This is a genomic window from Bradyrhizobium sp. Kon37 (assembly GCF_055807535.1).
The window spans coordinates 482,345-507,692 of sequence record NZ_JBVVOY010000001.1 but is presented as its reverse complement, the minus strand read 5'-3'; the positions used below and the strand labels follow the sequence as shown (position 1 = coordinate 507,692).

Annotated in this window: 20 protein-coding genes and 1 pseudogene; 10 read left to right on the top strand and 11 right to left on the bottom strand. The window is 63.5% G+C overall.

Translation table 11 applies throughout. From position 1 onward, the window contains the following. Positions 1-108: 108 nt before the first annotated feature. Together AC0L3J_RS02410 and AC0L3J_RS02405 are read right to left on the bottom strand one after the other, a co-directional pair. Positions 109-1,485 (bottom strand): cytochrome P450, encoded by a 1,377-nt coding sequence (locus tag AC0L3J_RS02410; RefSeq protein WP_473345784.1) that lies wholly within the window; start codon positions 1,483-1,485, stop codon positions 109-111. A gap of 237 nt (positions 1,486-1,722) precedes the next feature. After that, positions 1,723-2,958 carry an LLM class flavin-dependent oxidoreductase gene (locus tag AC0L3J_RS02405; RefSeq protein ID WP_473345783.1) on the bottom strand — a complete coding sequence of 412 codons (1,236 nt, stop codon included), beginning with the start codon at positions 2,956-2,958 and terminating at the stop codon, positions 1,723-1,725. A 234-nt stretch (positions 2,959-3,192) separates the two neighbouring features. On the opposite strand from AC0L3J_RS02405, the gene AC0L3J_RS02400 reads away from it, so the two are divergent. Then, positions 3,193-4,605, top strand: a complete 1,413-nt coding sequence (locus tag AC0L3J_RS02400; RefSeq protein ID WP_473345782.1) for an MFS transporter — start codon at positions 3,193-3,195, stop codon at positions 4,603-4,605. 141 nt (positions 4,606-4,746) lie between these two features. After that, complete coding sequence (locus tag AC0L3J_RS02395; protein WP_473345781.1) at positions 4,747-5,913, top strand: extracellular catalytic domain type 1 short-chain-length polyhydroxyalkanoate depolymerase; 1,167 nt, start codon at positions 4,747-4,749, stop codon at positions 5,911-5,913. Positions 5,914-6,031: 118 nt separating this feature from the next. On the opposite strand, the gene AC0L3J_RS02390 is transcribed toward AC0L3J_RS02395, so the two are convergent. Further along, a complete protein-coding gene (locus AC0L3J_RS02390) occupies positions 6,032-6,712 on the bottom strand; it encodes an MBL fold metallo-hydrolase (protein WP_473346061.1) in 681 nt (226 codons plus the stop codon). 170 nt (positions 6,713-6,882) lie between these two features. Between AC0L3J_RS02390 and AC0L3J_RS02385 the strand changes: the two genes are divergently transcribed. After that, positions 6,883-8,484, top strand: coding sequence for an alpha-amylase family glycosyl hydrolase (locus AC0L3J_RS02385; protein WP_473345780.1), 1,602 nt, complete (start codon positions 6,883-6,885; stop codon positions 8,482-8,484). Positions 8,485-8,635: 151 nt separating this feature from the next. Here the strand turns inward: AC0L3J_RS02385 and AC0L3J_RS02380 are convergent, their stop codons facing one another. After that, entirely contained in the window at positions 8,636-10,333 is a 1,698-nt protein-coding gene (locus AC0L3J_RS02380; RefSeq protein WP_473345779.1) for an alpha-amylase family protein, read from the bottom strand. Positions 10,334-10,574: 241 nt separating this feature from the next. On the opposite strand from AC0L3J_RS02380, the gene AC0L3J_RS02375 reads away from it, so the two are divergent. After that, positions 10,575-11,063: an MmcB family DNA repair protein gene (locus tag AC0L3J_RS02375; protein ID WP_473345778.1), complete on the top strand. Its 489-nt coding sequence runs from the start codon at positions 10,575-10,577 to the stop codon at positions 11,061-11,063. 109 nt (positions 11,064-11,172) lie between these two features. On the opposite strand, the gene AC0L3J_RS02370 is transcribed toward AC0L3J_RS02375, so the two are convergent. Together AC0L3J_RS02370 and AC0L3J_RS02365 are read right to left on the bottom strand one after the other, a co-directional pair. Beyond that, a complete protein-coding gene (locus tag AC0L3J_RS02370) occupies positions 11,173-11,727 on the bottom strand; it encodes an ActR/PrrA/RegA family redox response regulator transcription factor (protein WP_007598178.1) in 555 nt (184 codons plus the stop codon). Positions 11,728-11,830: 103 nt separating this feature from the next. Continuing rightward, complete coding sequence (locus AC0L3J_RS02365) at positions 11,831-13,141, bottom strand: ActS/PrrB/RegB family redox-sensitive histidine kinase (protein ID WP_473345777.1); 1,311 nt, start codon at positions 13,139-13,141, stop codon at positions 11,831-11,833. Positions 13,142-13,246: 105 nt separating this feature from the next. On the opposite strand from AC0L3J_RS02365, the gene AC0L3J_RS02360 reads away from it, so the two are divergent. The 4 genes and pseudogenes from AC0L3J_RS02360 (at position 13,247) to AC0L3J_RS02345 (ending at position 17,484) form a co-directional block, all read left to right on the top strand. Continuing rightward, complete coding sequence (locus AC0L3J_RS02360) at positions 13,247-14,050, top strand: ABC transporter ATP-binding protein (protein WP_473345776.1); 804 nt, start codon at positions 13,247-13,249, stop codon at positions 14,048-14,050. Positions 14,051-14,159: 109 nt separating this feature from the next. After that, positions 14,160-14,978, top strand: coding sequence for an ABC transporter permease (locus AC0L3J_RS02355; RefSeq protein WP_007616001.1), 819 nt, complete (start codon positions 14,160-14,162; stop codon positions 14,976-14,978). 121 nt (positions 14,979-15,099) lie between these two features. Beyond that, positions 15,100-16,428 (top strand): polyhydroxyalkanoate depolymerase, encoded by a 1,329-nt coding sequence (locus AC0L3J_RS02350; RefSeq protein ID WP_456767092.1) that lies wholly within the window; start codon positions 15,100-15,102, stop codon positions 16,426-16,428. A 217-nt stretch (positions 16,429-16,645) separates the two neighbouring features. Continuing rightward, positions 16,646-17,484 (top strand): annotated as a pseudogene (locus AC0L3J_RS02345) (M48 family metallopeptidase). Between the two features lie 174 nt (positions 17,485-17,658). Here the strand turns inward: AC0L3J_RS02345 and AC0L3J_RS02340 are convergent. Both AC0L3J_RS02340 and AC0L3J_RS02335 read right to left on the bottom strand, forming a co-directional pair. After that, on the bottom strand, positions 17,659-18,318 hold the full coding sequence (locus AC0L3J_RS02340) for a hypothetical protein (protein WP_473345775.1): 660 nt from the start codon (positions 18,316-18,318) through the stop codon (positions 17,659-17,661). 368 nt (positions 18,319-18,686) lie between these two features. Next, positions 18,687-20,900, bottom strand: coding sequence for a transglycosylase domain-containing protein (locus AC0L3J_RS02335; RefSeq protein WP_473345773.1), 2,214 nt, complete (start codon positions 20,898-20,900; stop codon positions 18,687-18,689). A gap of 167 nt (positions 20,901-21,067) precedes the next feature. Here AC0L3J_RS02335 and AC0L3J_RS02330 point away from each other — a divergent pair, with 167 nt between their 5' ends. Continuing rightward, entirely contained in the window at positions 21,068-21,493 is a 426-nt protein-coding gene (locus tag AC0L3J_RS02330; protein WP_219679800.1) for a DUF1330 domain-containing protein, read from the top strand. A gap of 60 nt (positions 21,494-21,553) precedes the next feature. On the opposite strand, the gene AC0L3J_RS02325 is transcribed toward AC0L3J_RS02330, so the two are convergent. From AC0L3J_RS02325 to AC0L3J_RS02315, 3 genes are all read right to left on the bottom strand, one after another. Continuing rightward, a complete protein-coding gene (locus AC0L3J_RS02325) occupies positions 21,554-22,780 on the bottom strand; it encodes an ABC transporter substrate-binding protein (protein ID WP_473345772.1) in 1,227 nt (408 codons plus the stop codon). Between the two features lie 217 nt (positions 22,781-22,997). After that, positions 22,998-24,224, bottom strand: a complete 1,227-nt coding sequence (locus AC0L3J_RS02320; protein WP_473345771.1) for an ABC transporter substrate-binding protein — start codon at positions 24,222-24,224, stop codon at positions 22,998-23,000. 135 nt (positions 24,225-24,359) lie between these two features. Then, on the bottom strand, positions 24,360-24,803 hold the full coding sequence (locus AC0L3J_RS02315) for a DUF1304 domain-containing protein (protein WP_473345770.1): 444 nt from the start codon (positions 24,801-24,803) through the stop codon (positions 24,360-24,362). Positions 24,804-24,812: 9 nt separating this feature from the next. On the opposite strand from AC0L3J_RS02315, the gene AC0L3J_RS02310 reads away from it, so the two are divergent. Beyond that, on the top strand, positions 24,813-25,343 hold the full coding sequence (locus AC0L3J_RS02310) for a methylated-DNA--[protein]-cysteine S-methyltransferase (protein WP_473345769.1): 531 nt from the start codon (positions 24,813-24,815) through the stop codon (positions 25,341-25,343). Positions 25,344-25,348 lie beyond the last annotated feature (5 nt).

Here is a 25,348-nt window from a genome sequence, read left to right as displayed (position 1 = left end):
GCGACGAAGCCGTAGGGTGGGTTAGCGAAGCGTAACCCACCACTTCTGTCACTGCTGACACCAAAGGTGGGTTACGCCTTCGGCTAACCCACCCTACGAGAGCGATGCTCACACCGCCTTCACCCGCACCCGCAATCCGTCGCGCGGTTTCGGGATCGGCCACATCTGCCAGTCGGGCTTGTAGCCGGGCTCGAGCGATACCTCGATATTCTGCAAGAAGTGCCGCGCGAAGCATTTGGCCTGCATGTAGGCGAAGTGCAGGCCGAGGCACATATGCGCGCCGCCGCCGAACGGGACCCAGGCGAAGCGGTGGCGGTTGCGCTGGGCCTCCTCGGTGAAACGCAGCGGATCGAAGCGCTCCGGCTCCGGCCAGATGTCCTTCATGTGGTGCGTATAGAGCGGATTGACGCCGATCGCGGTGCCGGCCGGAATCGAAAAACCCTTGAAGGTGAAATCGCGCATGGCGCGGCGCGGCATCGAGGGCACCGGCGGCTTGATCCGTAGCGCTTCCTTGAACGCCATCTCCGACAGCGGCATCCTTTCGAGATCGTCGAAGCTGCTCGGCGCATCGGGGGCGAGCCCCAGCGCCATGACTTCCGCGCGAAGCTTGTCCTGCCAGTCGGGATTTGCCGCGAGCTCGCCGATGAACGATGTCAGCGACGAGGTCAGCGTGTCGTGCGCCGCCATCATCAGAAAGCTCATGTGGTCGATGATGTCCTGTTCCGAGAGCAGCGCGCCGTCCTCGTGGGTGGCGCGGCAGAGCTGCGAGAACAAATCATCACCGCCGTGATTGCCGCGTCGCAGCGGAATCTGCTCGCGGAAATAAGCGACGATGCGCTTGCGTCCCCTGACGCCGGCCGCCATCTGCGTGCCGGGCAGCGGTCGGCGGATCGGGGCGACGGCGGCGGCGACCATGTCGACGAAGGCGCGGTTGATCTCGTCGACCTCCGGCCCGATATCGGCGCCGAGAAAGGACGCGGCGGCGAGATCGAGCGTGAGCTGCTTCATCGCCGGATAAAGCTGCATCTCGCCGGGCTTTGCCTTCCACTGCGCGACGCGGGCGGCGATGCCGCGGTCGAGATCGCTCAGATACGATTTCATCGGTCCGGACTTGAATGCGACCGACAGCGCCTTGCGGTGCAGCCGGTGCTCCTCGAAATCCAGCAGCATCAATCCGCGCGGAAACAACAGGCCCAGCACCTTGTTCCAGCCATGGGTGGAGGAGAACAGCTTTTGCTGGTCGAACAGCACGAGCTCGTTGGCCTCGGGGCCGAGCAGCACGACATTGGTCTCGCCGAAGAAATGCGTGCGATAGACCAGGCCGTATTTGGCGCCGTTCGCCTCGATATGCCCCTTGGGGTCGGCGAGCACCTGGAAGGTCTTGCCGATGATCGGCCAGCCTTCGTCGCCGGGGATATGTGTCAGCTCGTTGCGCTTGGGCGGAGTGAAGCCGAGCGCAGGCGCGGCCACATTCTGCATCGACATGACGATTGCTCCGGTTGGCTGAACCCAACATAACACAATCCGGGTGCGCTGATGCGCCGGTGCTTCGCTGCGGCCATCCTTCGAGACGCCCGCCTTTGGCGGGCCCTCAGGATGAGGACAGAGTGTGCGGCAGCAGTTTCAACGGACTCCGGTGCCGCTTAGCCTCATCCTGAGGAGACCGCGGAGCGGTCGTCTCGAAGGACGAGGCGTTCGCCGAGGTCCGGGCGGGCCCCCAACCTACCGTTTCGCCGCTTCCTTCTGCAAATCCGGCGCGTTGACGGCCGGAATCGCAACGCGGCCGGCGCCGGTCACCTTCAAAGCCTCGGCGGCCTTCTCGTTTTCCATGATCTTGGCCATCACGGCTTGGCCCGCGCGTTCGAAGATCGCGCGGTTCTCGATCACGAATTTTTGCGATTTGCGCAAGCCGTCGATGTAGCCGTTGATTTCGGGCACGACGTAGCGCGCGACCATGTCCCAGCTCCGGCGCGTGTTCTCCGGATTGGCCCAGTCGTGCACGAAGCCGATGACGGCGCCGACACCGCCGGAGACCTGCATCACGTTCTTGATCATCTTGACGAGGTCGTCGGGCGTGCCGATGACGGAGGCCGCGCCGTCGACGAAAGCGGTCTTGTCCACGGCCTCGTCGGGTGAGGCGAACGCGGTCAGGCCCGGCCGCTGCAGCGTGCCGACATTATATTCGTTGTGCCAGCGCATCAGCCCGGCGCCGGCCTCGCGGCGGGCCTGCTCGCGGGTCTCGGCGATGTGCCAGGTCAGCAGCACGCGCCAGTTCGCGCGATCGACTTTGGTGCCGTGCTTTTTCGCCGCGTCCTCGGCGAACTGCCATTGCTGTTGCAGCGACATCAGCCCCTGCGTCGTCATCGACCCCAGCGAGATGATGCCGATGCCGTATTTGCCGGCGAGCGTCATGCCGGAAGGCGAGATCTGCGAGGCCACCACGAACGGCATCTCCTCCTGCAACGGCAGGAGCTGCAGCGCGGCGTCGTTCATGGTGAACCAGTCACTCTTCGCGGTGACGCGCTCGCCGTCGAAGAGACGGCGGATCACCCCGATCGCCTCGTCCTGGCGGTCGCGCTGCGTCATCGGATCAATGCCGAGCGTATGCGCGTCGGAGGCGAGCGCGCCGGGACCGGAGCCGAAGATGGCGCGGCCGCCGGTCATGTGGTCGAGCTGCACCATGCGCTGCGCGACGTTGTAGGGGTGGTGATAGGGCAGCGACACCACGCCGGTGCCGAGCTTGATCCGCTTGGTGCGCTCGCCGGCCGCCGCCAGGAACATCTCCGGGGAGGCGATCATCTCCCAGCCCGAGGAATGATGCTCGCCGCACCAGAACTCGTCATAGCCGAGGCTATCCAACTGCTCGACCAGGTCGAGATCGCGCCGGAACTGGAGCATCGGATGCTCCCCGATCGGATGATGCGGGGCGAGGAAGGCTCCGAACTTCAGGCGCGCCATGGTGTTCTCTCCAACTTACATTTTTTGTTTGTTTGTGGCGCGAAGCTACGTGCTGAAGGCAGCGAACGCAATCGCGCGATGTCCCGCGCGGCGGAATGCAGCCATGCATGTGTCGTCTCCCTCTCCCGGCATGTGGAGAGAGGCGGAGCGCGCGGGGATCCTACCTTCGAGGTAATCGCGACGCCGCATTAGGCCTGCGATGATCGGCAACGACATCCGAAGGATCGCGCGCCGATGCATCAAACCGTCACAAAGCCTCTCGATACGTCGCGTCGCTGGTGGGTGCTGGCGATCGTGGTCGCCGCCCAGTTCATGTTCGGCGTCGATGCTTTCGTGGTCAACGTCGCCATTCCGACCATCGCGGTCGAGTTGAAGGCGTCGCCTGCGCAGATCGAATCCGTCATCGCGATCTATCTGATCGCCTATGCCACGCTGGTGGTCACCGGCGGCCGCCTTGGCGACATTCACGGCACCCGGAACGTGTTCCTGGCTGGCCTGCTCGGCTTCACCCTGACGTCGCTGTGGTGCGGACTGGCGCAATCCGGTGCGGAATTGATCGTCGCGCGGCTGACGCAGGGGGCTTCCGCCGCGCTGATGGTGCCGCAGGTGCTGGCGACGCTACATCTCCTGTTCACCGACGAACAGCGCAACCGCGCCTTCGCCATCTACGGCATCGTGCTGGGGCTCGCGGGTGCCGCGGGCTTTCTGCTCGGCGGTCTCCTGGTCACGATCGATCTCGCCGGCACCGGCTGGCGCTCGGTGTTCTTCGTCAATGTGCCGTGCGGTCTCGTCATCGCGGCTGCGGCCTGGCGCATCATGCCCTCGGTGCCGCACCGCGCCGGCACGCGGCTCGATATCGCGGGCAGCATCGTCCTGTTCGCCGGATTGCTGTGCATGATCGGTCCGCTGCTGCTCGGTCACGATGTCGGCTGGGCACCGTGGCTGTGGCTGGTGATGGCGATCGGCGCCGTGATTCTCCTGGCATTCCCGAAACTGGAGCATGCGGTGGCACGCGCCGGCGGCATGCCGCTGATCGATCTCTCGCTGCTGGCGGATGTCGCTTTCCTGCGCGGCCTCGGTGCGGCGTTCTTTTTCTTCTCCGCCAATCTCTCGTTCTATCTGGTCATGACGTTGTTCATGCAGCGAGGGCTGATGATCCCGCCGCTCGCGGCCGGCATGGCCTTCATTCCGCTCGCGCTCGCTTTCGTCGTGGCCTCGCGCCATAGCGGCGCACGGGCGCGCCATCGCGGCACCAGGGTCTTGATCGAAGGCTGCGCGCTTCAGATCGCGGGCCTCGCGGCGCTTGCGCTGGTCGCGTTCTCTGTCGATGCGCCGTCCGCGCTGCTGCTCGCGCTCACCATGATCGTCTTCGGCTACGGTCAGGGGCTGGTGATGGCGCCGCTGTCCGGCGCGGTGCTCTCGACGGTGAAGCCTGTGGCCGCAGGTTCTGCCTCCGGCATGTACGGCACCACGGCGCAGATCGGAAATGCGGCCGGAGTGGCCGCAATCGGCGCCGTGTTTTTTGCCGCCGAAGCGGTGCAATCAGCGCGCGCAGGATTTCTCGTCTCGCTCGCGCTGTTCGTGACATTAATCATGATCTGCGCCGCGTTCCTGGCGTGGATGCGCCGTTCATCTGCACGAAGTTGAGGCATTGCGGTTAATACGTGCGGATTTCTGCAGGTTTTCCTGTGATTTAGCGCATCATCGACAGCACGCGGTCTTTTTATTTTGCGCTGCAGCAACTATTTGGTTTGGGTGGACGTTGAACGTCGCCTGCCAGGAGCTGCCGTGTCGTTAACCAGAAATGTCGACCTCTTGAGACGTCTGCCAAAGCTGGACGGATTGCGCTTCGCCGACTTTGGCCGGAGCGCCGATGCGTCCAGTCCGTTGCAAGAGGTCACGGGCTTCGGCGACAATCCCGGCAATCTGCGCCTGTTCGCGTTCGTGCCGCCGCAACTGCAGAAGCCGCGCGCGCTCGTCGTCGTGCTGCACGGCTGCGGCCAGACGGCGGCAAGCTACGACGTCGGTGCCGGATGGTCGACGCTCGCCGAGCACTACGGCTTCGCGCTGTTGATGCCCGAGCAGCAGCGCATCAACAACAGCAACACCTGCTTCAACTGGTTCAATCCGGAAGACACCGCACGGGACAGCGGCGAGGCGTGCTCGATTCGCGAGATGATCGCACACATGATCGAAACGCATCGCGTCGATCCCAAGCGCATCTTCATCACTGGCCTGTCGGCCGGCGGCGGCATGACGTCGGTGATGCTCGCGACCTACCCTGAAGTCTTCGCGGCCGGCGCGGTTATCGCGGGACTTCCCTACGGTATCGCGACGAATCTGCGCGAGGCGCTCGACGGCATGTTTCATTCCCCAGAGCGGCCGGCGCGCGAACTTGGCGATCTGGTGCGGCGGGCCTCGGATCATCGCGGGCCCTGGCCCAGGATCTCGGTGTGGCACGGCAGCGCCGATCGCACCGTCAACCCCGGCAATGCCAACGAGATCGTCAAGCAATGGCTCGACCTGCACGATCTGCCCGAGGCCCCGATGGCGGAAACCAATATCGACGGCTATCCGCGCCAGGCCTGGTGGAACAAGGACGGCGAGACCCTCGTCGAATCCTACGCCATCACCGACATGGCCCACGGCACGCCGCTCGGCCTTGCCGACAACGACCAGCGCTATGGCGTGGAAGGCGCGTTCCTGATCGAGGCCGGCATCTCCTCGTCCTATCACATCGCCAAATTCTTCGGCCTCACCGGCTGGATTCCCGACGCGGCGAAGAAGGCCGAGCCAAAGCCACCGCCGGCCCGCTCGTCCGCGCCGCATCTGGCCCGCTCGATCCGCGCCGCGGTCGCCGAAGCGACGGCCGAGCCGAAGCGCGAGGACGCCCGCGGCTTCGATCTCGGCCAGATCATCACGCGCGCGCTCACGGCCGCGGGATTGATGAAGTAATTCAGGCCGTCGCGCCGATAAGGCAGGAGTTTTGTGCCGGTCGTCGCTGCGATCCGCGAATGGGGTGACCGCAACCTGAGCCAGCCCGCAGCGTTCGCAGACGCCGCGGAATAGGCGCTCACATCTCGCCGGTGATGAACGGATTGGTCATCCGCTCCTGGCCGATGCTCGAGCCGGCGCCGTGGCCGCAGATGAAGCCGACATCGTCGCCGAGCGGCAGCAGCTTGGTCTTGATCGAGTCGATCAGCGTCGCGTGACTGCCGCCGGGCAGATCGGTGCGACCGACCGAGCCCGCGAACAGGACGTCGCCGACATGGGCGAAACGCAGATCCTTGTTGAAGAACACCACGCTGCCGGGCGAGTGGCCCGGGCAATGATAGATCTCGAACTGGAGATCGCCGATCGCCACGCTGTCGCCTTCGTCGAGCCAGCGGTCCGGCTCGAAATTGCGCACCCCGCTCATGCCGAAGCGCGCGCCGCTCTCGACCACGTTGTCGAGCAGGAATTTGTCCGCGACGTGCGGGCCCTCGATCGGCACCTTCAGCGCGTCGCGGAGTTCAGCCGCGCCGCCGACATGGTCGATATGGCCGTGAGTGAGCCAGATCTTCTCCACGGTGACGCCGGTCTGCTTGATGGCCTCCAGGATTTTCGGCACGTCGCCGCCGGGATCGATCACCACGGCTTTCTTGGAAGGCTCGTCCCAGATGATGGTGCAATTCTGCTCGAACAGCGTCACGGGGACGATGATCGCGCCCGCCTTCGCGCCTGCCTCGGCTTGTGTCTCGTTTTGCTCGCTCATGCGGCCCACAATGCCGATTTTTCCCATGCCGCCAAGCAAAAGATTCGTGCCCTCGCCGGGAACAGCGGCAGCCATCGTCACACGGCCTCCCAATTCGCCTGCTGTTTTGAACCGGGGCGCTCGTTCCGCGTTCTCCCGCGCGACAAGCAGTTTTTGGATGGATTTCCCGCATGGCTCAGGGCGGCAGCAATTGGTGGCGCGACGGCATCTTCTATCAGGTCTATCCGCGCTCGTTTCAGGATTCAAACGGCGATGGTGTCGGCGATCTCGCCGGCATTTTGCAGCGGCTGCCTTATGTGAAATCGCTCGGCGTCGATGCGATCTGGCTGTCGCCGATCTTCCCCTCGCCAATGGCCGATTTCGGCTACGACATTTCCGACTACACCGGCATCGAGCCGCTGTTCGGCACGATGGCGGATTTCGATGCGCTGCTTGCCGCCGCGCACGACAACGGCCTCAAGCTGATCCTCGACCTCGTGCCGAACCACACCTCGGACCAGCATCCCTGGTTCGTCGAGAGCCGCTCCTCGCGCGATAATGCCAAACGCGATTGGTACATCTGGCGCGACCCGGGCGAGGGCGGCGGCGTGCCGAACAATTGGCTGTCCGAGTTCGGCGGCAGCGCGTGGCAGTTCGACGAGACGACCGGTCAATACTACTATCACGCCTTCCTCGCCCAGCAGCCTGACCTCAACTGGCGCAATCCCGATGTCCGCGCGGCGATCTACGACGTGATGCGGTTCTGGCTGGAGAAGGGCGTCGACGGCTTTCGCGTCGACGTGATCTGGCATCTGATCAAGGACGCCGAGTTCCGCGACAACCCGCCCAATCCGCATTATGTCGAGAGCCGGCCGCCGAACGAAAAGATCCTGACGCAATACTCCACCGACCAGCCGGAGGTGCACGACGTCATCGCCGAGATGCGCCGCGTCACGGATGCCTATGATGCTCGCGTCCTGATCGGCGAGATCTATCTGCCGCTCAATCGCCTGATGGCTTACTACGGGAACGACCTCACCGGCGCGCAGATGCCGTTCAATTTCGCGCTGCTCTCGACCTTCTGGAGCGCGCGCTCGATCGAGAAGATCGTCGAGGATTACGAGAAGGCGCTGCCGAAGGGCGCCTGGCCGAACTGGGTGCTCGGCAATCACGATCGCCCGCGCGTCGCAAGCCGCGTCGGGCCGGAGCAGGCCCGCATCGCCGCCATGCTGCTGCTGACGCTGCGCGGGACGCCGACGCTCTACTACGGCGACGAGATCGGCATGCATCAGCTCGCGATCGCGCCCGAGTTCGTGCGCGATCCCTTCGAGAAGAACGTGCCCGGCATCGGTGTCGGCCGCGACGGCTGTCGCACGCCGATGCAGTGGGATTCCTCCAACTTCGCCGGTTTCTCGGACGTCAGGCCATGGCTGCCGCTGCCGGAGGATCACATCCGCAACAACGTCGTCGATCTCGAAGCCGATTCACGTTCGATCCTGACGCTCTACAAGCGCCTGATCGCGTTGCGGAAGGGGTGTCCGCCGCTGGTCGCGGGCGACTATCATCCGGTCGCCGCGCAAGGCGATCTCCTGGTCTATCGCCGCGAGGCCGAGGGCAGGGCGGTGACCGTGGTGCTCAATCTCGGCCCTGAGCCGATCGCGGTCACCACCAGCGCGATCAGGTTCGGCAGCGAGATTCTGCTGTCGACATTTCTGGATCGCGAGGGGGAGCGGATCGAAGGCGTGCTGGATTTGCGTGGCAACGAGGGGGTGATCATCACGCCGCCTTCTTAGGTCGTCCTGGACAAGCGAAGCGCAGATCCAGGACCCATTACCCCAGGGAGTAGTTTGGCGAAGATCGTGGTTATCACTTCGTACGACAATGAACGATTGGGGTAATGGGTCCTGGCTTTCGCCAGGACGACAACGGAGTGTGTGGTCGCACCTACCCCGGATGCTTGTTACCCCGAACCGTCTTGTCGATGTCACTCCGCTTCAACAGATAATCCAATCCGCCGACACGGTACCAGCGATAACCGTAAGGCTCCAGCACGACGCGGTGCTGGCCGCGCTTGTCGGCGTGGCTGTGGTCCTCCGCGAGCAGATTGATAAGGTGCGCGCCGGCCTCGCCCGGCAGCCCCGCCGAGAACGCGATCTCGCGCGGCTTCTCGTCGAGATTGTGCACGAACAGCACGGAATTGTTGCGCCAGTCGTAGCGCATGATGAACACGGCGGGATCGCGCGTCGCGATGATCGAAAAATCGCCCCAGCCGATCTCCGGCACCTCTTTGCGCATGCGGACGATGCGCTCGGTCCAGTTCAGCATCGAGTTGGGATCGCGCCGCTGCTTGGCGACGTTGACGTGCGGATAGCCGTACGGTCCTTCGTCGATGACGGGCAAGGCCGGCTTGTCGCTGGTGGTGAAGCCGCCATGCGGCTCCGTCGACCATTGCATCGGCGTGCGCGCGCAATTGCGCTCGGGGAGCGAAAGATCATCGCCCATCGCGATCTCGTCGCCGTAGCGGATCACGGGCGTTCCCGGCAGTGTGCACATCAGGCTGTAGGCGAGCTCGAGCCGCCGGCGGTCGCCACCCAGCATCGGCGCCAGCCGGCGGCGAATGCCGCGGTCGTAGAGCTGCATGTCCTTGTCAGGACCGAAGCTTTTGAACACGGCGTCGCGCTGCGCCTTCGTCAATCGCCCGAGATCGAGCTCGTCGTGATTGCGCAGGAACAGTCCCCATTGCGCCGAGGCCGGCCGCGGCTTGGTCGCCTTCAGTGCTTTCCCTAGCGGGCGGGAATCGGACGAGGCCAGCGCATAGAACAGATGCTGGTTGACCTGGAAATTGAACATCATGTGCATGCGGTCGGCATCGCGGCCGAAATATTCCATGTCCGTCTTCGGCAGCACGTTGGCCTCGGCGAGGATGATGGCATCGCCCTGCCGCCATTGCAGGAATTCACGAAACGTCCGCAGCATGTCGTACTGCTCGGCCGGCTTTTTCACCTTGGCGCCTTTGGTCGCGATGACGAAAGGCACGGCATCCATGCGAAAGCCTGAGACGCCGAGTTGGATCCAGAAGCCCATGATCTTGAGGATCTCGGCCTGCACGTTCGGGTTCGAGGTGTTGAGATCGGGCTGGAAATCGTAGAAGCGGTGGAAGTACCAGGCGCCGGCTTCCTTGTCGCGCGTCCAGGTCGATTTCTGAACGCCGGGAAACACCATGCCCTGATTGGCGTTGGCCGGCTTCTTGTCGGACCAGACATACCAGTCGCGGTAGGGCGAATTCCTGTCGCTCCGCGCCGCCTTGAACCAGGGATGCTGGTCGGAGGTGTGGTTGACGACGAGATCGATGATGACGCGAATGCCGCGTTGCTTGCAGCCATGGGTAAACTCGACGAAATCGCCGAGCGTGCCGTAGCGGGCATCGACACTGTAATAATCTGCGACATCGTAGCCGTCGTCGCGGCCGGGCGAGGTCTGGAACGGCATCAGCCAGATCGTGGTGATGCCGAGGCCGTGCAGATAATCGAGCCGGCGCAACAGGCCCTTGAAATCGCCGATGCCATCGCCGTTGGCGTCCATATAGGTGCCGACGGACAGGCAATAGATGATGGCGTTCTTGTACCAGAGATCGTCGATCATGCGCGCGCAGCCTCGGTGGTCCCGCCGAGGTGCGGCGGCTGCGTGATAAGTGTTAGGAGCGAGAGCGGTTCCGTACGCAGCCGTCGTCCTGGACAAGCGAAGCGCAGATCCAGGACCCATTACCACAGGCCAAAATTTGACGAGGGCTGGTGGTTATCAGCTCGTGCACCAACGATCCCTTGGGGTAATGGGTCCTGGCTTTCGCCAGGACGACGACGGAGGAATCGGCTATCCTCCTCCCATGGACAACGCCGCCCGCATTGCCATCGTGCCACCACCCGACCGCCGTCAGTCGGAAACGGCGCTGGCGATCGCGCGCGGTACGGCGCGATTGTTGCGCTCGCTCGGCTTCACCTGCATCAGCGAATTGCCGCTGCCCTCCGGGCGGCGCGCCGATCTCGTCGCGCTGAACGAGCGCGGCGAGATCTGGATCGTCGAGATCAAATCGTCGGTGGAGGATTTGCGCGCCGATCAGAAATGGCACGAATACCGGGCGCATTGCGATCGGCTGTTCTTCGCCTTCACGCAGGACCTGCCTTGCGAGATCTTTCCGCAAGACACGGGTCTGATCATCGCGGATGCCTATGGCGCGCACCTACACTGCGAGGCGCCCGAGCACAAGCTCGCTGCGGCCACGCGCAAGCAAATGACTGTGCGGTTCGCGATGGCGGCGGCATTGCGGATCAACCGGCTGGTCGATCCGCAGGGGCATGCGGAGTTTTGGGAGTGAGTCCGTAGCCCGGATGGAGCGCAAGCGAAATCCGGGATTTGCGCATACGGAACGGCTGTCCCGGATTGCGCTTCGCTCCATCCGGGCTATGCAATGATCCGCGACGCCGTTATCGCGGCGCGCGCTTCGCCAGAATCCGCTGCAACGTACGCCGATGCATATTCAGCCGCCGCGCCGTTTCCGAGACGTTGCGGTTGCACATCTCATAGATGCGCTGGATGTGTTCCCAGCGCACGCGGTCGGCCGACATCGGGTTCGCCGGCAATTCGGATTTGTCCGAGCCGGTCGACAGCAGCGCCGCGACCACGTCGTCGGCGTCCGCGGGCTTCGAGAGATAATCGACCGCACCCATCTTCACCGCGGTGACGGCGGTGGCGATGTTGCCATAGCCGGTCAGCACGATCGCGCGGGCGTCGGGGCGCTTCTTCTTCAGCGCCGAGACCACGTCGAGACCGTTGCCGTCACCGAGCCGGAGATCGACCACGGCGAATGCCGGCGCCGCCTTGCCGATCTGCGCCAGACCGTCCGAGACGGTGTCACATGACGTCACCGCAAAACCGCGCGTTTCCATGGCGCGCGACAGCCGCTCCAGAAACGGCTTGTCGTCCTCCACGATTAGCAGCGAGCGGTCGGTCTGTTCGTTCAGTTCGGCGATGGCGTTCAAGGTTTCGTCCTCTCTCCAGCGCTCCTACATATGGCGGCGCAATCGGGCGGTGCCAAGGGCGCCAATAGTCGATCGGCCCCGTTGTGCGACGCAAGGTCGCGGCCTATCCTATTGTTTCTTCAAAGGTCTCGATAGCCTCAAAACGCTCTCGCGGCCACGTGATCTGGACCACTGCGCCATGGTCCGGAAAGGTGCGGTTGGTAAACGAGACCTTGGCGCCGGTGCGCTCCAGCAAAGTGCGCGCGATGAACACGCCGAGCCCGAGGCCGCCGCCTTCGTCCTGGCTGCGCCGCCGCGACAAATAGGGCTCGCCGATCCGGTTGAGGATGTCAGGCGGAATACCGGGACCATCGTCGGAGATCACGATCTCGATCGTGTCCTTGTTCCACCACGCATTCACCTCGACGGTGGTGCGGGCGAAATCGACTGCGTTCTCGACGATGTTGCCGACCCCGTAGAGGATCGCCGGATTGCGCGAGCCGACCGGCTCGGCCACGATGGCGACGGCGATGCGCACCTTGATATCCACGCCGAAATCGCGGTGCGGCGCCACCACCTCCTCGATCAGCTCCGACAGCTTCATGCGGTCGAACGGCGCCCCGGTGGAGGAGAGCTGGGTGATCTTGCTCAATATGTCGCGGCAACGCTGCGTCTGCTCGCGCAAGGTCTTCAGGTCGGCGGCAAAGTTCGGCTCCTTCACCGTCTTCTCCAGCTCGCGCGAGATCAGGAAGATCGTCGCAAGCGGCGTGCCGAGCTCGTGCGCTGCGGCCGCAGCCAGGCCGTCGAGCTGGGTCAGATGCTGCTCGCGCGTCAGCACCAGCTCGGTCGCGGCCAGCGCGTCGGCGAGCTTGCGCGCCTCTTCGGTGACCTGGAACGAGTAGAGGCTGGTGACGCCGATCGCGAGCGCGATCGAAAGCCAGACGCCGACGAGATAGATCGGCGGCAGCACCAGCGGATCGTCGGAATCCCAGGGCAGCGGCAGATGGAAAAAGAACAGCACCGAGGCGCAGGCGACAGCCAGCACGCCGAGGCCGAAGGTGAAGCGGGCCGGCAGCGCGGTCGCCGAGATCAGCACGGGCGCGAGGAACAGGAACGAGAACGGGTTCTGGAGTCCACCGGTGAAGAACAGGAGACCCGCCAGCTCCACGATGTTGAGCGCGAGCAGTCCGGCCGCCTGCATCGGCTCCAGCCGCTGCAGCGGATTGGACACGGTCTGGAGCCCCAGATTGAGCGCCGCCGACAGCGCGATGATGCTGACGCAGGGGACGATCTCGACGTTGAATTCCAGCCCCTGCGCCACGATGAAGATCGCGGCGAGCTGGCCCAGCACCGCGAGCCAGCGCAGCCGCAGGATGGTATCCAGGCGGATATGCCGCTGCGCGGGGCGAAAGTCGGAAGCGGCAAGTTCGGTCATTTCGGCCAATGGGGCGGTGCCTTCTCGATCACAAGCGCGCGGCTCACGGAACCACCGGATTACAAGCCTTGCGCTCTCCGCTGCAATAGCAGAAGAACGCCCAGCATGACCGAGAATGACAAGGCTTCAAGCTGGCCGACTGTCGCGGATCGCAGCCTCTCCGCGGCAATCGCGGTCGATCACCTCGTCAAGGTGTACAAGCAGACCCGCGCTGTCGACGACATCTCCTTTTCGCTTCCGCGTGGCAGCATCACCGGGCTGCTGGGCGGCAACGGCGCCGGCAAGACCACGACCATCGCGACGATCATGGGCCTGGTGCTACCGACCTCCGGCCGCGTGCAGGTGCTCGGGCATCGAATGCCGGAGGACAGCGCTTCCGTGCTGGGGCGGATGAATTTCGAGAGCCCCTATGTCGACATGCCGATGCGGCTCACGGTGCGTCAGAACCTCACCGTGTTCGGCAAGCTCTATGCGGTGAAGAACCTCTCCGACCGCATCGCTGAGCTGGCCTGCGACCTCGATCTCACCGAATTCATCGACCGCGCCAACGGCAAGCTCTCCGCAGGACAAAAGACGCGTGTTGCGCTTGCCAAGGCGCTGATCAACCAGCCCGAGCTGCTGTTGCTGGACGAACCGACCGCCTCGCTGGATCCCGACACCGCCGACTGGGTCCGGGGTCATCTGGAGCGTTATCGCAAGGCGAACAACGCCACCATCCTGCTGGCCTCGCACAACATGCTCGAAGTCGAGCGGCTCTGCGACCGCGTCATCATCATGAAGCGCGGCCGTATCGAGGACGACGATACGCCCGAAGCCATCATGGCGCGCTACAACCGCAGCACGCTGGAGGAAGTGTTCCTGGACGTCGCGCGCGGCCGGGTGAACGGCGCGCAGGAGGCGGCACGATGAGTGAGGCCGTATGTTGCGACCGTAGCCCGGGTGAGCGAAGCGATACCCGGGAACGCCGCCAGCAAGGTCCCGGATGTCGCTTCGCTCATCCGGGCTACGCGGTGCAGCAATGAGTGAAGCCTCCCTCCATCGCGGCATCTCCCTCCACCGCATCGGCGCGATGATCCTGCGCTATTGGTACCTCTTGCTGTCGTCCTGGCCGCGGCTGCTCGAGCTGCTCTACTGGCCGGCGCTGCAGGTCATCACCTGGGGCTTTCTTCAGCTTTACATCGCGCAGAATGCAAACTTCTTCGCGCGTGCCGGCGGCACCCTGATCGGCGCCGTCATCCTGTGGGACATCCTGTTTCGCGGGCAGCTCGGCTTTTCGATCTCGTTCCTGGAAGAGATGTGGGCGCGCAACCTCGGCAATCTCATGATGAGCCCGTTGAAGCCGATCGAATTCCTGCTGTCGCTGATGATCATGAGCCTGATCAGGCTCGCGATCGGCGTCATTCCGATGACGCTGCTCGCGCTGTTCCTGTTTCACTTCAACGTCTATGCGCTCGGTGTCCCGCTGATCGCGTTCTTCTGCAACCTGATCTTCACGAGCTGGTCGGTCGGCATCTTCGTCTCCGGCTTGGTGCTGCGAAACGGCCTCGGCGCCGAGAGCATCGTCTGGACCTTGATGTTCGGCATCATGCCGCTGGCCTGCGTCTACTATCCCGTCAGCGTGCTGCCGGTCTGGTTGCAATATATCGCCTGGACGCTGCCGCCGACCTACGTGTTCGAAGGGATGCGCGCGCTGCTGATCGAAAACACCTTCAGGACCGATCTGATGCTGAGCGCGTTGGCTATCAACGCGGTGCTGTTGGTTGCATCTTTTGGGGCATTCCTTGCTCTTTTGCGCAGCGCCCGGATGCAGGGCTCGCTGCTGTCAGGCGGCGAATAACGTCACTTTCTCGTGGATTCAGCCCGGTTTGGGCACCTGGGCCACGTAGATGTACGGAACCATGCATTGACGCAATATTACGCATTCGGCAGTATGCTGCGATGCGAAGAGGAATATAGCGATGCCGATTGGTGAGTTTGGCGGCGCGCCGCCCCTGGTGGCCGAAGGCAGTCCGGTCCTGACGACGCCGATGTACTGGATGTACGAGATGGGGCAAGCCTCTCTCAATCCGGCGCGTGCGATCACGGACGCAACCAAGCTGCTGTTTCAGAATCCGCTGAACCCATGGGCGCGCACCGAAGTCGGCAAGTCGGTTGCCGCAGCCTGCGAGTTGTTCGAACGCACCACGCGCCGCTACGGCAAGCCGGAATGGGGTCTCAACGACACCGAGGTCAACGGCATCCGCGTCCCCGTCGAGGTCCGCTCGGTCTGGGAAAAGCCGTTCTGCCGTCTGCTCTATTTCGATCGCAAATTCACCCGTCCGCTGCGCAGCCCGCAGCCGCGCGTGCTGATCGTCGCGCCGATGTCCGGCCATTACGCGACTCTCTTGCGCGGTACGGTCGAGGCTTTCCTGCCGGCGCATGAGGTCTACATCACCGATTGGGCCGATGCCCGCATGGTGCCGCTCAGCGATGGCCGCTTCGATCTCGACGACTACATCGACTACGTCATCGAGATGCTGCACGTCCTCGGCGGCAACACCCATGTGCTGGCGGTGTGCCAGCCCTCGGTTCCCGTCGTCGCTGCCGTTTCGATCATGGAAGCGCGCCGTGATCCCTTCGTGCCGACCTCGATGACGCTGATGGGCGGCCCGATCGACACCCGTCGCAATCCGACCGGGGTGAACAACCTCGCCCAGGAGCGCGGCATCGACTGGTTCCGCAACCACGTCATTACCAAGGTGCCGTTTCCGCATCCGGGCATGATGCGCGACGTCTATCCGGGCTTCCTGCAGCTCAACGGCTTCATCAGCATGAATCTCGACCGGCACATGGATGCCCACAAACAGCTGTTCGCCAATCTGGTGAAGGGCGACGGCGACCTGGTCGACAAGCATCGCGACTTCTACGACGAATATCTCGCGGTGATGGATCTCTCGGCCGAGTATTACCTGCAGACGGTCGATACCGTGTTCGTGAAGCATTCGCTGCCGAAGGGCGAGATGACCCATCGTGGAACACGCGTCGATCCCTCCAAGGTCACGCGCGTCGCGTTGATGACGGTCGAAGGCGAGAACGACGACATCTCCGGCATCGGTCAGACCGAAGCAACGCACACATTGTGCAGCTCGATTCCCGATGACCGCCGCGTTCATTACGTTCAGAAGGGCGTCGGACATTACGGCGTGTTCAATGGCTCGCGCTTCAAATCGGAAATCGTGCCGCGCATCCACGACTTCATGGTCTCGGCGGCGAATCCGAGCTCATTGCAGGCGCTCGCGGCCGAATAATCGCGTTTTTCGGCTTTCCCGCTGAAAATCGACGCCCTGTCGGAGGCTCCGACAGGGGCAAGTTCCCGCCAGATTCGCGGTATTTAGGTAGTTTTGTAAGAGTGAGTCCAACCTCACCCCTTGGGGGTGTCGCATGCGTGTGATGGGGGCGAAAAAAGCCGGTTCCAACCCCAGTCTGTAGGGTCTCCCGGACGCCAGACCCCTGTATATTGGGCAAATGATTTGTTTTTGCGCCGAGCGCTTTCCCTGGCGGCGGTTATGGCAGAATCCGGGCGCTCTCCTGCCCCCGGACTGACAGACATGGCCACTCGCGCACTCCTCTATCGCCGGCCCCACGAGCCGAAGACCCTCCTGATCACCCATGGATCGCAATATTTTGCGATTCGACTGCGCCGGCATCGCCGCGCGCGCCGTTACACGCTCAGAATTCATCCGAGCGATCGCGAAGCCATCCTCACCATGCCGCCGCGCGGCACGCTCGCCGAAGCAAAAGACTTCGCGCAGCGCCACGGCGCATGGATCGCGGCACGTCTCGGCCGTTTGCCGAAGGCCGCGCCGTTCCAACCTGGCACAGTGATACCGCTTCGCGGCGTTTCTCATCGCATCGTTCATCGCGCCGGCACCCGCGGGACGGTGTGGACGGAAGTGCGCGATAGCGGGGAACGCATTCTCTGCGTCGCCGGCGGCGTCGAACATGCGGACCGTCGCGTCAGCGACTTCCTCAAGCGCGAGGCCCGTCGCGATCTCCAGCGCGCGGCGGAATCCTATGCCGTCGAACTCGGCGTCAAGGTCAAGCGGCTCTCGATCCGCGATCAATCGAGCCGCTGGGGCTCCTGCACCTCGGCCGGCTCGTTGTCGTTCTCCTGGCGCCTGATCCTCGCGCCGCCCTATGTGCTCGACTACCTCGCCGCGCACGAGGTCGCCCATCTCGTCGAGATGAACCACTCGGCGCGATTCTGGCGCGTCTGCGGCAAGGTCTGCCCGTCGATGGAGCGCGCCAAGAAATGGCTCGATACATACGGCAACGATTTGCACCGCTACGGGGTCGAGGATTAGGGCTCGTTGATGCCTCATGTGACGCTGTCATCGCCCGGCTCGACCGGGCGATCCAGTATTCCGAGGCGGTTGTTATTGAACCGAGAAGCCGCGGCGTACTGGATTCCCCGCTTTCGCGGGGAATGACAGTTGAGAATGCGGCGACGTCCGCGCGAACTCAATTCATCCCTCTGCTCAGGCGCTGACATCCGCGCTTGTCCCCGGCTGCGTGCGCGAGGCGAGATAGGATGACTGCAATTGCGCGGCCGCCTTCTGGCCCTCGGCCAGCATCGCCTGGAAGGCCGCGTCGAGTTGATCGCGGCTATAGGTTGCGGAGCTGCTTTCACGCGGGGTCCATTGCGATTGCGTGATCGCGGTGGAAGCTTTTTCAACGGTGCCTCCGAGCCGCTCGGCGTATCTGTCGGCCCGCCACTGCGCCAGATCCGGTCCACTCAGACCGGGAGGATCGTCCAGCTTGCCGATCTTTGCGGCCGCCTCGTTTGTCATCGTCGAGGACCCGCCATTGTACAGGGTGGCGACCACCTTGCCGTCGACCTTCACCTGAGCATAGGTATTCTCCGGTGCATCGTCCGAGACGGCCGATTGAGTCGCGCTCGTATCATGGGTCATCAGCCAGTTCGTTGCCATGAGGTCGCGCAGGTGAGGATTGTCCGCCGCCGATATCGACTTGGCGCCTGTCAGGGGCTTGACCTGCGAGACGTCAATCCGAAAGCCGTCGGTCGCAGCATCAGTCGCGTCCGGTCCCGCCGGCTGAAGACTCGATGTCCTATTCGAAGCGGACGTTGATGCGGGCCGTAGATGTGGCAACGCCGCGCTGGATACACCTGACATCATGGAACGCTCTCCGATACTTGCTCAACCTATGAGAGCAAATCCCGGGCCGCCGACCGGGGTTTGAAGAGACTGGTTTTTTTGCGTTCCCGGAGCTGCGGGGATCGGTCGATTTTGCCATGGTAGGCAGGACTTGCGTAGGCAGGACTTGCCGAAGACGAGACCGGTGGCGAACAGGGATAGCCGAGATAGTTGCCCCGTTCGGGATGATGGCGGGACGGTTCAGTTTTGCCCGACGTGTCAAATGGCCTTGCTGCCAGAATCAGCCGTCTTGCGACTCGCGTAAGCCGTTGATTCCGCTATCACTGGCTACTGTGCATGGGGTTGTTTTCGCAGTTTTGTTTTGAGGTCACCCGGACCTCGAGCAGAACCTAGCGATTTCCGCCGAACAGCCGGTCCATCAGCCAGCCGTCGAGTCCTGCAGCCGCTTCCGGTCGCGCATTGGCGCGCGTGGGGGGTGGACGATAGCCGCCATTGTTGGCCGCTACCGGTGCGGGCGCTGCCGCGGTTGGCGGCGACACTTGCGACGTCGCCTGCGCCAGGTTCGACAGGCTCCAGCCACCTGGAGAGCTCGGCAAGGCTGCCACGGGCACGCCCTCGTGCGCCGTCTTCATGAAGCGCGACCAGACTTCGACCGGCAAGCCGCCGCCGGTCGCCTTCTTGGTCGGCGAGTTATCGTCATTGCCGAGCCAAACGCCGGTGACGAGGTTGGCGGTGTAGCCGATGAACCAGGCGTCGCGGTAGTCTTGGCTGGTGCCGGTCTTGCCGGCCGCCGGCCAGCCCGGGATCTCCGCCTTCTTGGCGGTGCCACTGATCAGCGTTTCCCGCATCATCGCGTTCATCATGCCGACATAGCGCGGATCGACCACCTGGTTGTGCTCGTCCGGCTGGCGCATGTAGAGCAGCTTGCCACCGAGCGTCCTGATCCGCGTCACGACATGCGGCGTCGCCGTGAAGCCGCCATTGGCGAAGGGTGCGTAGGCGCCGACCAGCTCGACCATCGAGACTTCGGAGGTGCCGAGCGCGATCGAGGCGTTGGGCTCGAGTTTCGAGGAGATGCCGAGCCGGTGCGCGGTGCGCACCACGTTCTTCGGCCCGACCTCGAGGCCGAGACGGATCGCGACCGTGTTGAGCGACATCGCGAGCGCCTGGGTCAGCGTCACCGCGCCGAAATATTCGTGCGTGTAGTTCTCAGGCCTCCAGCCCTTGACCTCGATCGGCGCGTCCTGGCGGAGCGTGTCCGGCGTCAGTCCCTGCTCGAGCGCGGTGAGGTACACGAACGGCTTGAACGAGGAGCCCGGCTGGCGCCTGGCGGTGACCGCGCGGTTGTACTGGCTCTCGGAATAGTTCCGGCCGCCGACCATGGCGCGCACCGCGCCGTCAGGCGTCATCGCCACCAGCGCGCCCTGGCTGACATTGAATTTCACGCTCTTGGCCGCGAGCTCGTCGATGATGGCGGCTTCCGCCACGCTCTGGAGCTTCGGATCGATCGTGGTCTCGACCTTGATGCTCTCGTCGATCTGGCCGACCAGATCGTCCAGCACCTCGCCGATCCAGTCGGCGACGTAGTTGACCGTGCCGGCGCCGACCGGCTTCACATTGTAGGAGGGTTGGCCGATCGAGGCCTGCGCCTGCGCTTCGGTGATGAATTTGGCATCCGCCATCGCCGTGAGCACGATTTTCGCGCGCGCTTCGGCGCCCTCGGGGTTGCGGTTCGGCGCGAGCCGCGAGGGCGATTTGACGAGGCCGGCCAGCATCGCGGCCTCCGCGACGGTGACGTTCTTGGCCGACTTGCCGAAATAGCGCTGCGCGGCGGCCTCGACGCCATAGGCGCCGGAGCCGAAATAGACGCGGTTGAGATAGAGCTCTAAGATCTCGTTCTTGGAATGCTTACGCTCCAGCCAGATCGCGAGCTCCGCTTCCTGCAGCTTGCGCGCCATGGTGCGCTCCTGGGTCAGGAACAGGTTTTTCGCCAATTGCTGCGTCAGCGTCGAGCCGCCCTGCGACACGCCGCGATGGAGCAAATTGGTGACGAGCGCGCGCAGGATGCCGACGGGATCAATGCCGAAATGCGAATAGAAGCGGCGGTCTTCGATGGCGATGAACGCCTTGGGCAGATATTGCGGCAGATCCTTCAGCGAGACGTTGGCGCCGGCCATCTCGCCGCGCTGCGCCAGCATGCTGCCGTCGATGCCGACGATCTGGATCGTCGGCGGCCGCTTGGGGATTTCCAGCGACTGGATCGGCGGCAGATGAGCGCCGACATAGATCACGACACCGATCACGGCGATCGCGCCCCACAAGCCCAGCACCGCGCCCCAATAGACCAGGCGGCCAAGGCTCGCGCCGATGCGTGCCTTCGATCGCCGCTTGGCACTGCCGCGGCCGGCTGGCGCCTTCCGCTCGCGCGGCGGCTCGTCGCCGGCATCCTCGCTCTTGCGCTTGGCAGATAATTTCGTTGATTTCTTCGGCTTGTCGTCGCCGCCGGGAATGCGATCGGCCGCGGTCAGGCGCAGATCGGCGAGTGCCGCAGGCAAGCCGAACAACGGCTCCTTCCGCCCACCCTTTTTCTTTCCCAACCCCATACGCAAACGCCCGGTCAACCCGCCCCGCCGCACGCTAGCGGTCGCTGTTTAAGGCCCGGTTACCCAGAGCTTAACGCGCGATTAGGAGGTGCGGCATTCGCTGGCCGCAGTTCCGCTGGGAGGTCGGCAGAGCTAGGATCGCCGGCATAAAACAAAAGGAAACTCAGATGGGCCACATCGATCCAACCAAGGAGATTTTCGCGCAGTTCCGGGACAATGACCGCCCCGGCCCGATCCACATGCTCAATTTGGTGCGCTTGCGCAAGGAGGCGGCCTATCCGGATGGGCGCAAGGCGAGCGGCGCGGAAGCCTATGCGGCCTATGGCCGCGAGAGCGGCCCGGTGTTCGAACGCCTCGGCGGCCGCATCGTCTGGCAGGGCAAATTCGAGCTGATGCTGATCGGCCCGGAGACCGAGCGCTGGGACCATTGCTTCATCGCCGAATACCCAAGCGTCGCCGCCTTCGTCGAGATGATCCGCGATCCCGTCTATCGCGAAGCGGTGAAGCACAGGCAGGCCGCCGTGGAGGATTCACGGCTCATTCGGCACGCGGTGCTGCCGGTCGGAAAGAACTTTGGCGAGGTGCCGGATTGATTTCCGTCATGGCCGGGCTTGACCCGGCCATGACGACGTTGAGGCAGTTGCTTCCGAGAACTAACCCGCCGGACCCGCATCCTCAATGATCGGGCCGAACAGCTCCCAGCGCTCGCCGTTGAACTTCATCATCTGAAGCTGCTTGTTGACCCGGTAGTCGGTCGGTGAGGTGTTGGCCTTGATGCCGGGCAGCGCGGTGTCGCTGGTCACGTCCTTCAGCGACGCGGCCTGCTTCATCACGTTCTCGCGCGTCAGGTCGTCGCCGCACTGCTTCAGCACATGGACCAGCAGCTGCGCCGTGCTGTAGCCGTAGGTGTTGAAGTTCGAATCCTTGTCGCCATCCGGATAATACTTGGCCATGAAGTCGAAATACCTCTTGAGGCCGGCATCGTCCTTCCAGGTCGGATCAAGCGGTTCCTTGCCGTAATTGACGCTGATCAGGCCCTTGGCGGCGTCGAGGCCGGCCGGCTTCAGCACCGCGCCGACTGAGGTGGCGTTGATGTCGACGATCTGCACCGGATGCCAGCCCATCTCGGCGATCTTCTTGATCGCCTGGGCCGCCTGCTTCGGCGTGGTGGCGCTGAAGAACAAATCGGCGCCGGCGTCCTTGATCTTGAGGATCTGTGAGTCGACCGTCGGATCGGAGACTTCGTAGGAAGCTTCAGTCACGATCATCTTGGCAGCCTTGTCGCCGAGGCCGGCCTTGATGCCGTTCAGATAGTCCTTGCCGAGGTCGTCATTCTGATAGAGCACGCCGATCTTGGCGTTCGGATGCTCCTTCAGGATGTACTGTCCGTAGATGCGGCCTTCGACGAAGTAGTTGGGGTTGAAGCCCATCGTCCACGGAAAGTTCTTCGGATCCGTGAACCTCGAGGCTCCGGTCGCCGCGAACAGTTGCGGCACCTTCTTCGAGTTGAGATATTTCTGCACGGCTGCGTTCACCGGCGTGCCGATGATCTGGAAGGTCAGCAGGACCTCGTCGCTCTCGACCAGCTTGCGAATCTGCTCCACCGCTTTCGGCGGCGAGTAAGCGTCGTCATACTGGATCAGATTGATCTTGCGGCCGTTGACGCCGCCCTGGTCGTTGATCATCTTGAAATAGGCGGCCTGGGTCTTGCCGATCGACGAATAGGCCGACGCCGGTCCGGAAAACGGCATCGTCTGGCCGACTTTGATCTCGGTATCGCTGGCGCCCGGATCATATTTCTTCTGGGCATTGGCCGCCGGCATCGACAGCGCCAGGGTCAGCGCCGTTGCAGTGGCCAGATGCAGAATTCCATTCCTCATTCGCGTTTCCTCATTGTTTATTGCCGGTGATCAATCGGGTGCGCTTGTGCGCACGGGGCGTCACCGCTGAGGGCGAGTGTGAATGAGGCATTGTTGCAACGCAAGGTGCGCGTGCACCCCCAGTTCGTAGGATACGCAACGTCTCAGTTCGTAGGGTGGGTCAGCCTTGCGGCTGCGCAAAGCGCAGTCCGCTGGGCGTAACCCACCCTACCAGTAACTAGCCCGCTGGGCCCGCATCCTCCATGATCGGGCCGAACAGCTCCCAGCGTTCGCCGTTGAACTTCATCATCTGCATCTGCTTGTTGACGCGGTAGTCGTTCGGCCCGGTGTTGATCTTGATGCCGGGCAGCGCGAAGCTCGGGGTGAAGTCCTTGATGCTGGCGACCTGCTTCATCACGTTCTCACGCGACAGGTCGTCGCCGCACTGTTTCAGAACTTGCGTCAGCAATTCGGCGACGGAATAAGCATAGGTGTTGACGGTATTGAGCTTGTCGCCTTCGGGGAAATACTTGTCCATGAACGCGAAGAACGCTTTCACGCCCGGATCGTCCTTCCACTGCGGATCGCCGGGCTCCTTGCCGTATTGGGTGGAGATGATGCCCTTGGAGATGTCGAGGCCGGCCGGCTTCAGCGTCGCCGAAATCGGGCTCGCATTGATGTCGAGAATGTGCACCGGCGTCCAACCGAGCTCGGCGACCTTCTTGATCGCTTGCGCCGCGAACTTGGGTGTCGAGGCATCATAGAAGAGATCGGCGCCCAACGATTTCAGTTTGACCACCTGCGAGTCCACCGTCGGATCGGTGACCTCGTAGGAGACTTCGCCGACGATCATGCTCGCGGCCTTATCACCGAGACCGCTCTTGAGGCCGGCGAGATAGTCGCGGCCCATGTCGTCGTTCTGATAGAGCACGCCGATCTTGGCGTTCGGATGCTCCTTGAGAATGTACTTGGCGTAGATGCGTCCCTCGGACACGTAGTTGGGATTATAGGCAATGGTCCAGGGATAGTTCTGCGGATCGTTGAAGCGCGCGGCGCCGGTCGAGGCCAGGAGCTGCGGGATCTTCTTGCCGTTGAGATATTTTTGCACGGCGGCGTTCGCGGCGGTGCCGATGATCTGGAAGGTGAACAGCACCTCGTCGCCTTCGACGAGCTTGCGCACCTGCTCGACCGTCTTCGGCGGCGAATAGGCATCGTCATACTGGATCAGATTGATCTTGCGGCCGTTGATGCCGCCCTGATCGTTGATCATCTTGAAATAGGCGGCCTGGGTCTTGCCGATATTGGCGTAGACGGAATAGGCGCCGGAGAACGGCACAGTCTGGCCGATCTTGATCTCGGTGTCGCTCGCGCCGGTGTCGTATTTCTTCTGGGCGAGAGCTTGGTTGGCGGAGAACGCGAAGGCGAGCGCCGCCGTGGCAGTGATGAAGGCTCTGCGATTGCTCATGTGGGGTTGTTCCTCCTGACGGAATTTCCGACCGACGGTCTTGTCCCGTTGATTGCCAACGGTCGCCATCGCTGTCGGAGATTGTGGAGGAACGGCAGGCGACGCGCAAGGATCGCGGCGCCGCGCTATGGCGTCTCAGGTCAGGAACAAGACTAACAGCGCGAGCGCCGCCGGCAGCGCCTGCACCATCAGGATGCGCGTGCTGACGGTCGCCGCGCCATAAGCGCCGGCCACGATCACGCAGAGCAGGAAGAATGCCTTGATCTGGAACGCGAAGGCCGGATTGCCGTGCACCAGCCCCCACACCAGGCCTGCGGCCAGGAAGCCGTTATAGAGCCCCTGGTTGCCGGCCAGCACCTTTGTGATCGCCGCCTTCTCCGGCGTGTTCCGGAAAACCTTCAGGCCCTGCGGCTTGTCCCAGCGAAACATCTCCAGGATCAGGAAGTAAGCGTGCAGTGCGGCGACCAGCGCCACCAAAATATTCGCGATCCAGATCAAGTTGAGCTCCCCCAGCGTCAGCTTTCGGGTGGACGCTAGCACGGCCGGCGTGGCAATTGCGATGGCGTGTTTCGATGCCATGGTGCCGCAATGCCCGCGCGACCGACCAAATCACCTGTAAGCTTCGGCCTCGATCGGCTGGCGACGCCGATCGGGATTGCGCTGCTGGTCACCGACGCTGCGGGCGCCTTGCGCGCGCTCGACTGGGAGGATTACGAGCACCGCATGCGCGGGCTCTTGCGCCTGCATTACGGTGCGGTGGAGCTGAGTGACCGGCCCGCGCCCGCAGCCATGCGCACTGCGCTGTCGGATTATTTCGACGGCGATCTCGGCCAGCTCTCAGGCATCGCCTGGCGCATCGCCGGCACGCCGTTCCAGCAGAAGGTCTGGAATGCATTGGCGCAAATTCCTGCCGGCACCACGATGAGTTACGGCGCGCTCGCCGCCAGGATCGACATGCCCAAGGCCATTCGCGCCGTCGGCCATGCCAATGGCTCCAACCCGATCAGCGTGGTGCTGCCGTGCCACCGTCTGATCGGCGCCGATGGTTCTCTGGTGAAGTACGGCGGCGGCCTCGAGCGCAAGCGCTGGCTGCTGCGGCACGAAGGCGTGGTGGTTTAGGCCCC

What these genes read in the sequence shown, in the direction of transcription:
- AC0L3J_RS02325 (WP_473345772.1), bottom strand. Translation starts at nt 22,780, where the DNA reads ATGAGGAATGGAATTCTGCATCTGGCCACTGCAACGGCGCTGACCCTG.
- AC0L3J_RS02380 (WP_473345779.1), bottom strand. Translation starts at nt 10,333, where the DNA reads ATGATCGACGATCTCTGGTACAAGAACGCCATCATCTATTGCCTGTCC.
- AC0L3J_RS02365 (WP_473345777.1), bottom strand. Translation starts at nt 13,141, where the DNA reads ATGACCGAACTTGCCGCTTCCGACTTTCGCCCCGCGCAGCGGCATATC.
- AC0L3J_RS02350 (WP_456767092.1), top strand. Translation starts at nt 15,100, where the DNA reads ATGCCGATTGGTGAGTTTGGCGGCGCGCCGCCCCTGGTGGCCGAAGGC.
- AC0L3J_RS02310 (WP_473345769.1), top strand. Translation starts at nt 24,813, where the DNA reads ATGCCCGCGCGACCGACCAAATCACCTGTAAGCTTCGGCCTCGATCGG.
- AC0L3J_RS02355 (WP_007616001.1), top strand. Translation starts at nt 14,160, where the DNA reads ATGAGTGAAGCCTCCCTCCATCGCGGCATCTCCCTCCACCGCATCGGC.
- AC0L3J_RS02335 (WP_473345773.1), bottom strand. Translation starts at nt 20,900, where the DNA reads ATGGGGTTGGGAAAGAAAAAGGGTGGGCGGAAGGAGCCGTTGTTCGGC.
- AC0L3J_RS02330 (WP_219679800.1), top strand. Translation starts at nt 21,068, where the DNA reads ATGGGCCACATCGATCCAACCAAGGAGATTTTCGCGCAGTTCCGGGAC.
- AC0L3J_RS02360 (WP_473345776.1), top strand. Translation starts at nt 13,247, where the DNA reads ATGACCGAGAATGACAAGGCTTCAAGCTGGCCGACTGTCGCGGATCGC.
- AC0L3J_RS02400 (WP_473345782.1), top strand. Translation starts at nt 3,193, where the DNA reads ATGCATCAAACCGTCACAAAGCCTCTCGATACGTCGCGTCGCTGGTGG.
- AC0L3J_RS02320 (WP_473345771.1), bottom strand. Translation starts at nt 24,224, where the DNA reads ATGAGCAATCGCAGAGCCTTCATCACTGCCACGGCGGCGCTCGCCTTC.
- AC0L3J_RS02375 (WP_473345778.1), top strand. Translation starts at nt 10,575, where the DNA reads ATGGACAACGCCGCCCGCATTGCCATCGTGCCACCACCCGACCGCCGT.
- AC0L3J_RS02405 (WP_473345783.1), bottom strand. Translation starts at nt 2,958, where the DNA reads ATGGCGCGCCTGAAGTTCGGAGCCTTCCTCGCCCCGCATCATCCGATC.
- AC0L3J_RS02340 (WP_473345775.1), bottom strand. Translation starts at nt 18,318, where the DNA reads ATGATGTCAGGTGTATCCAGCGCGGCGTTGCCACATCTACGGCCCGCA.
- AC0L3J_RS02390 (WP_473346061.1), bottom strand. Translation starts at nt 6,712, where the DNA reads ATGAGCGAGCAAAACGAGACACAAGCCGAGGCAGGCGCGAAGGCGGGC.
- AC0L3J_RS02315 (WP_473345770.1), bottom strand. Translation starts at nt 24,803, where the DNA reads ATGGCATCGAAACACGCCATCGCAATTGCCACGCCGGCCGTGCTAGCG.
- AC0L3J_RS02385 (WP_473345780.1), top strand. Translation starts at nt 6,883, where the DNA reads ATGGCTCAGGGCGGCAGCAATTGGTGGCGCGACGGCATCTTCTATCAG.
- AC0L3J_RS02410 (WP_473345784.1), bottom strand. Translation starts at nt 1,485, where the DNA reads ATGTCGATGCAGAATGTGGCCGCGCCTGCGCTCGGCTTCACTCCGCCC.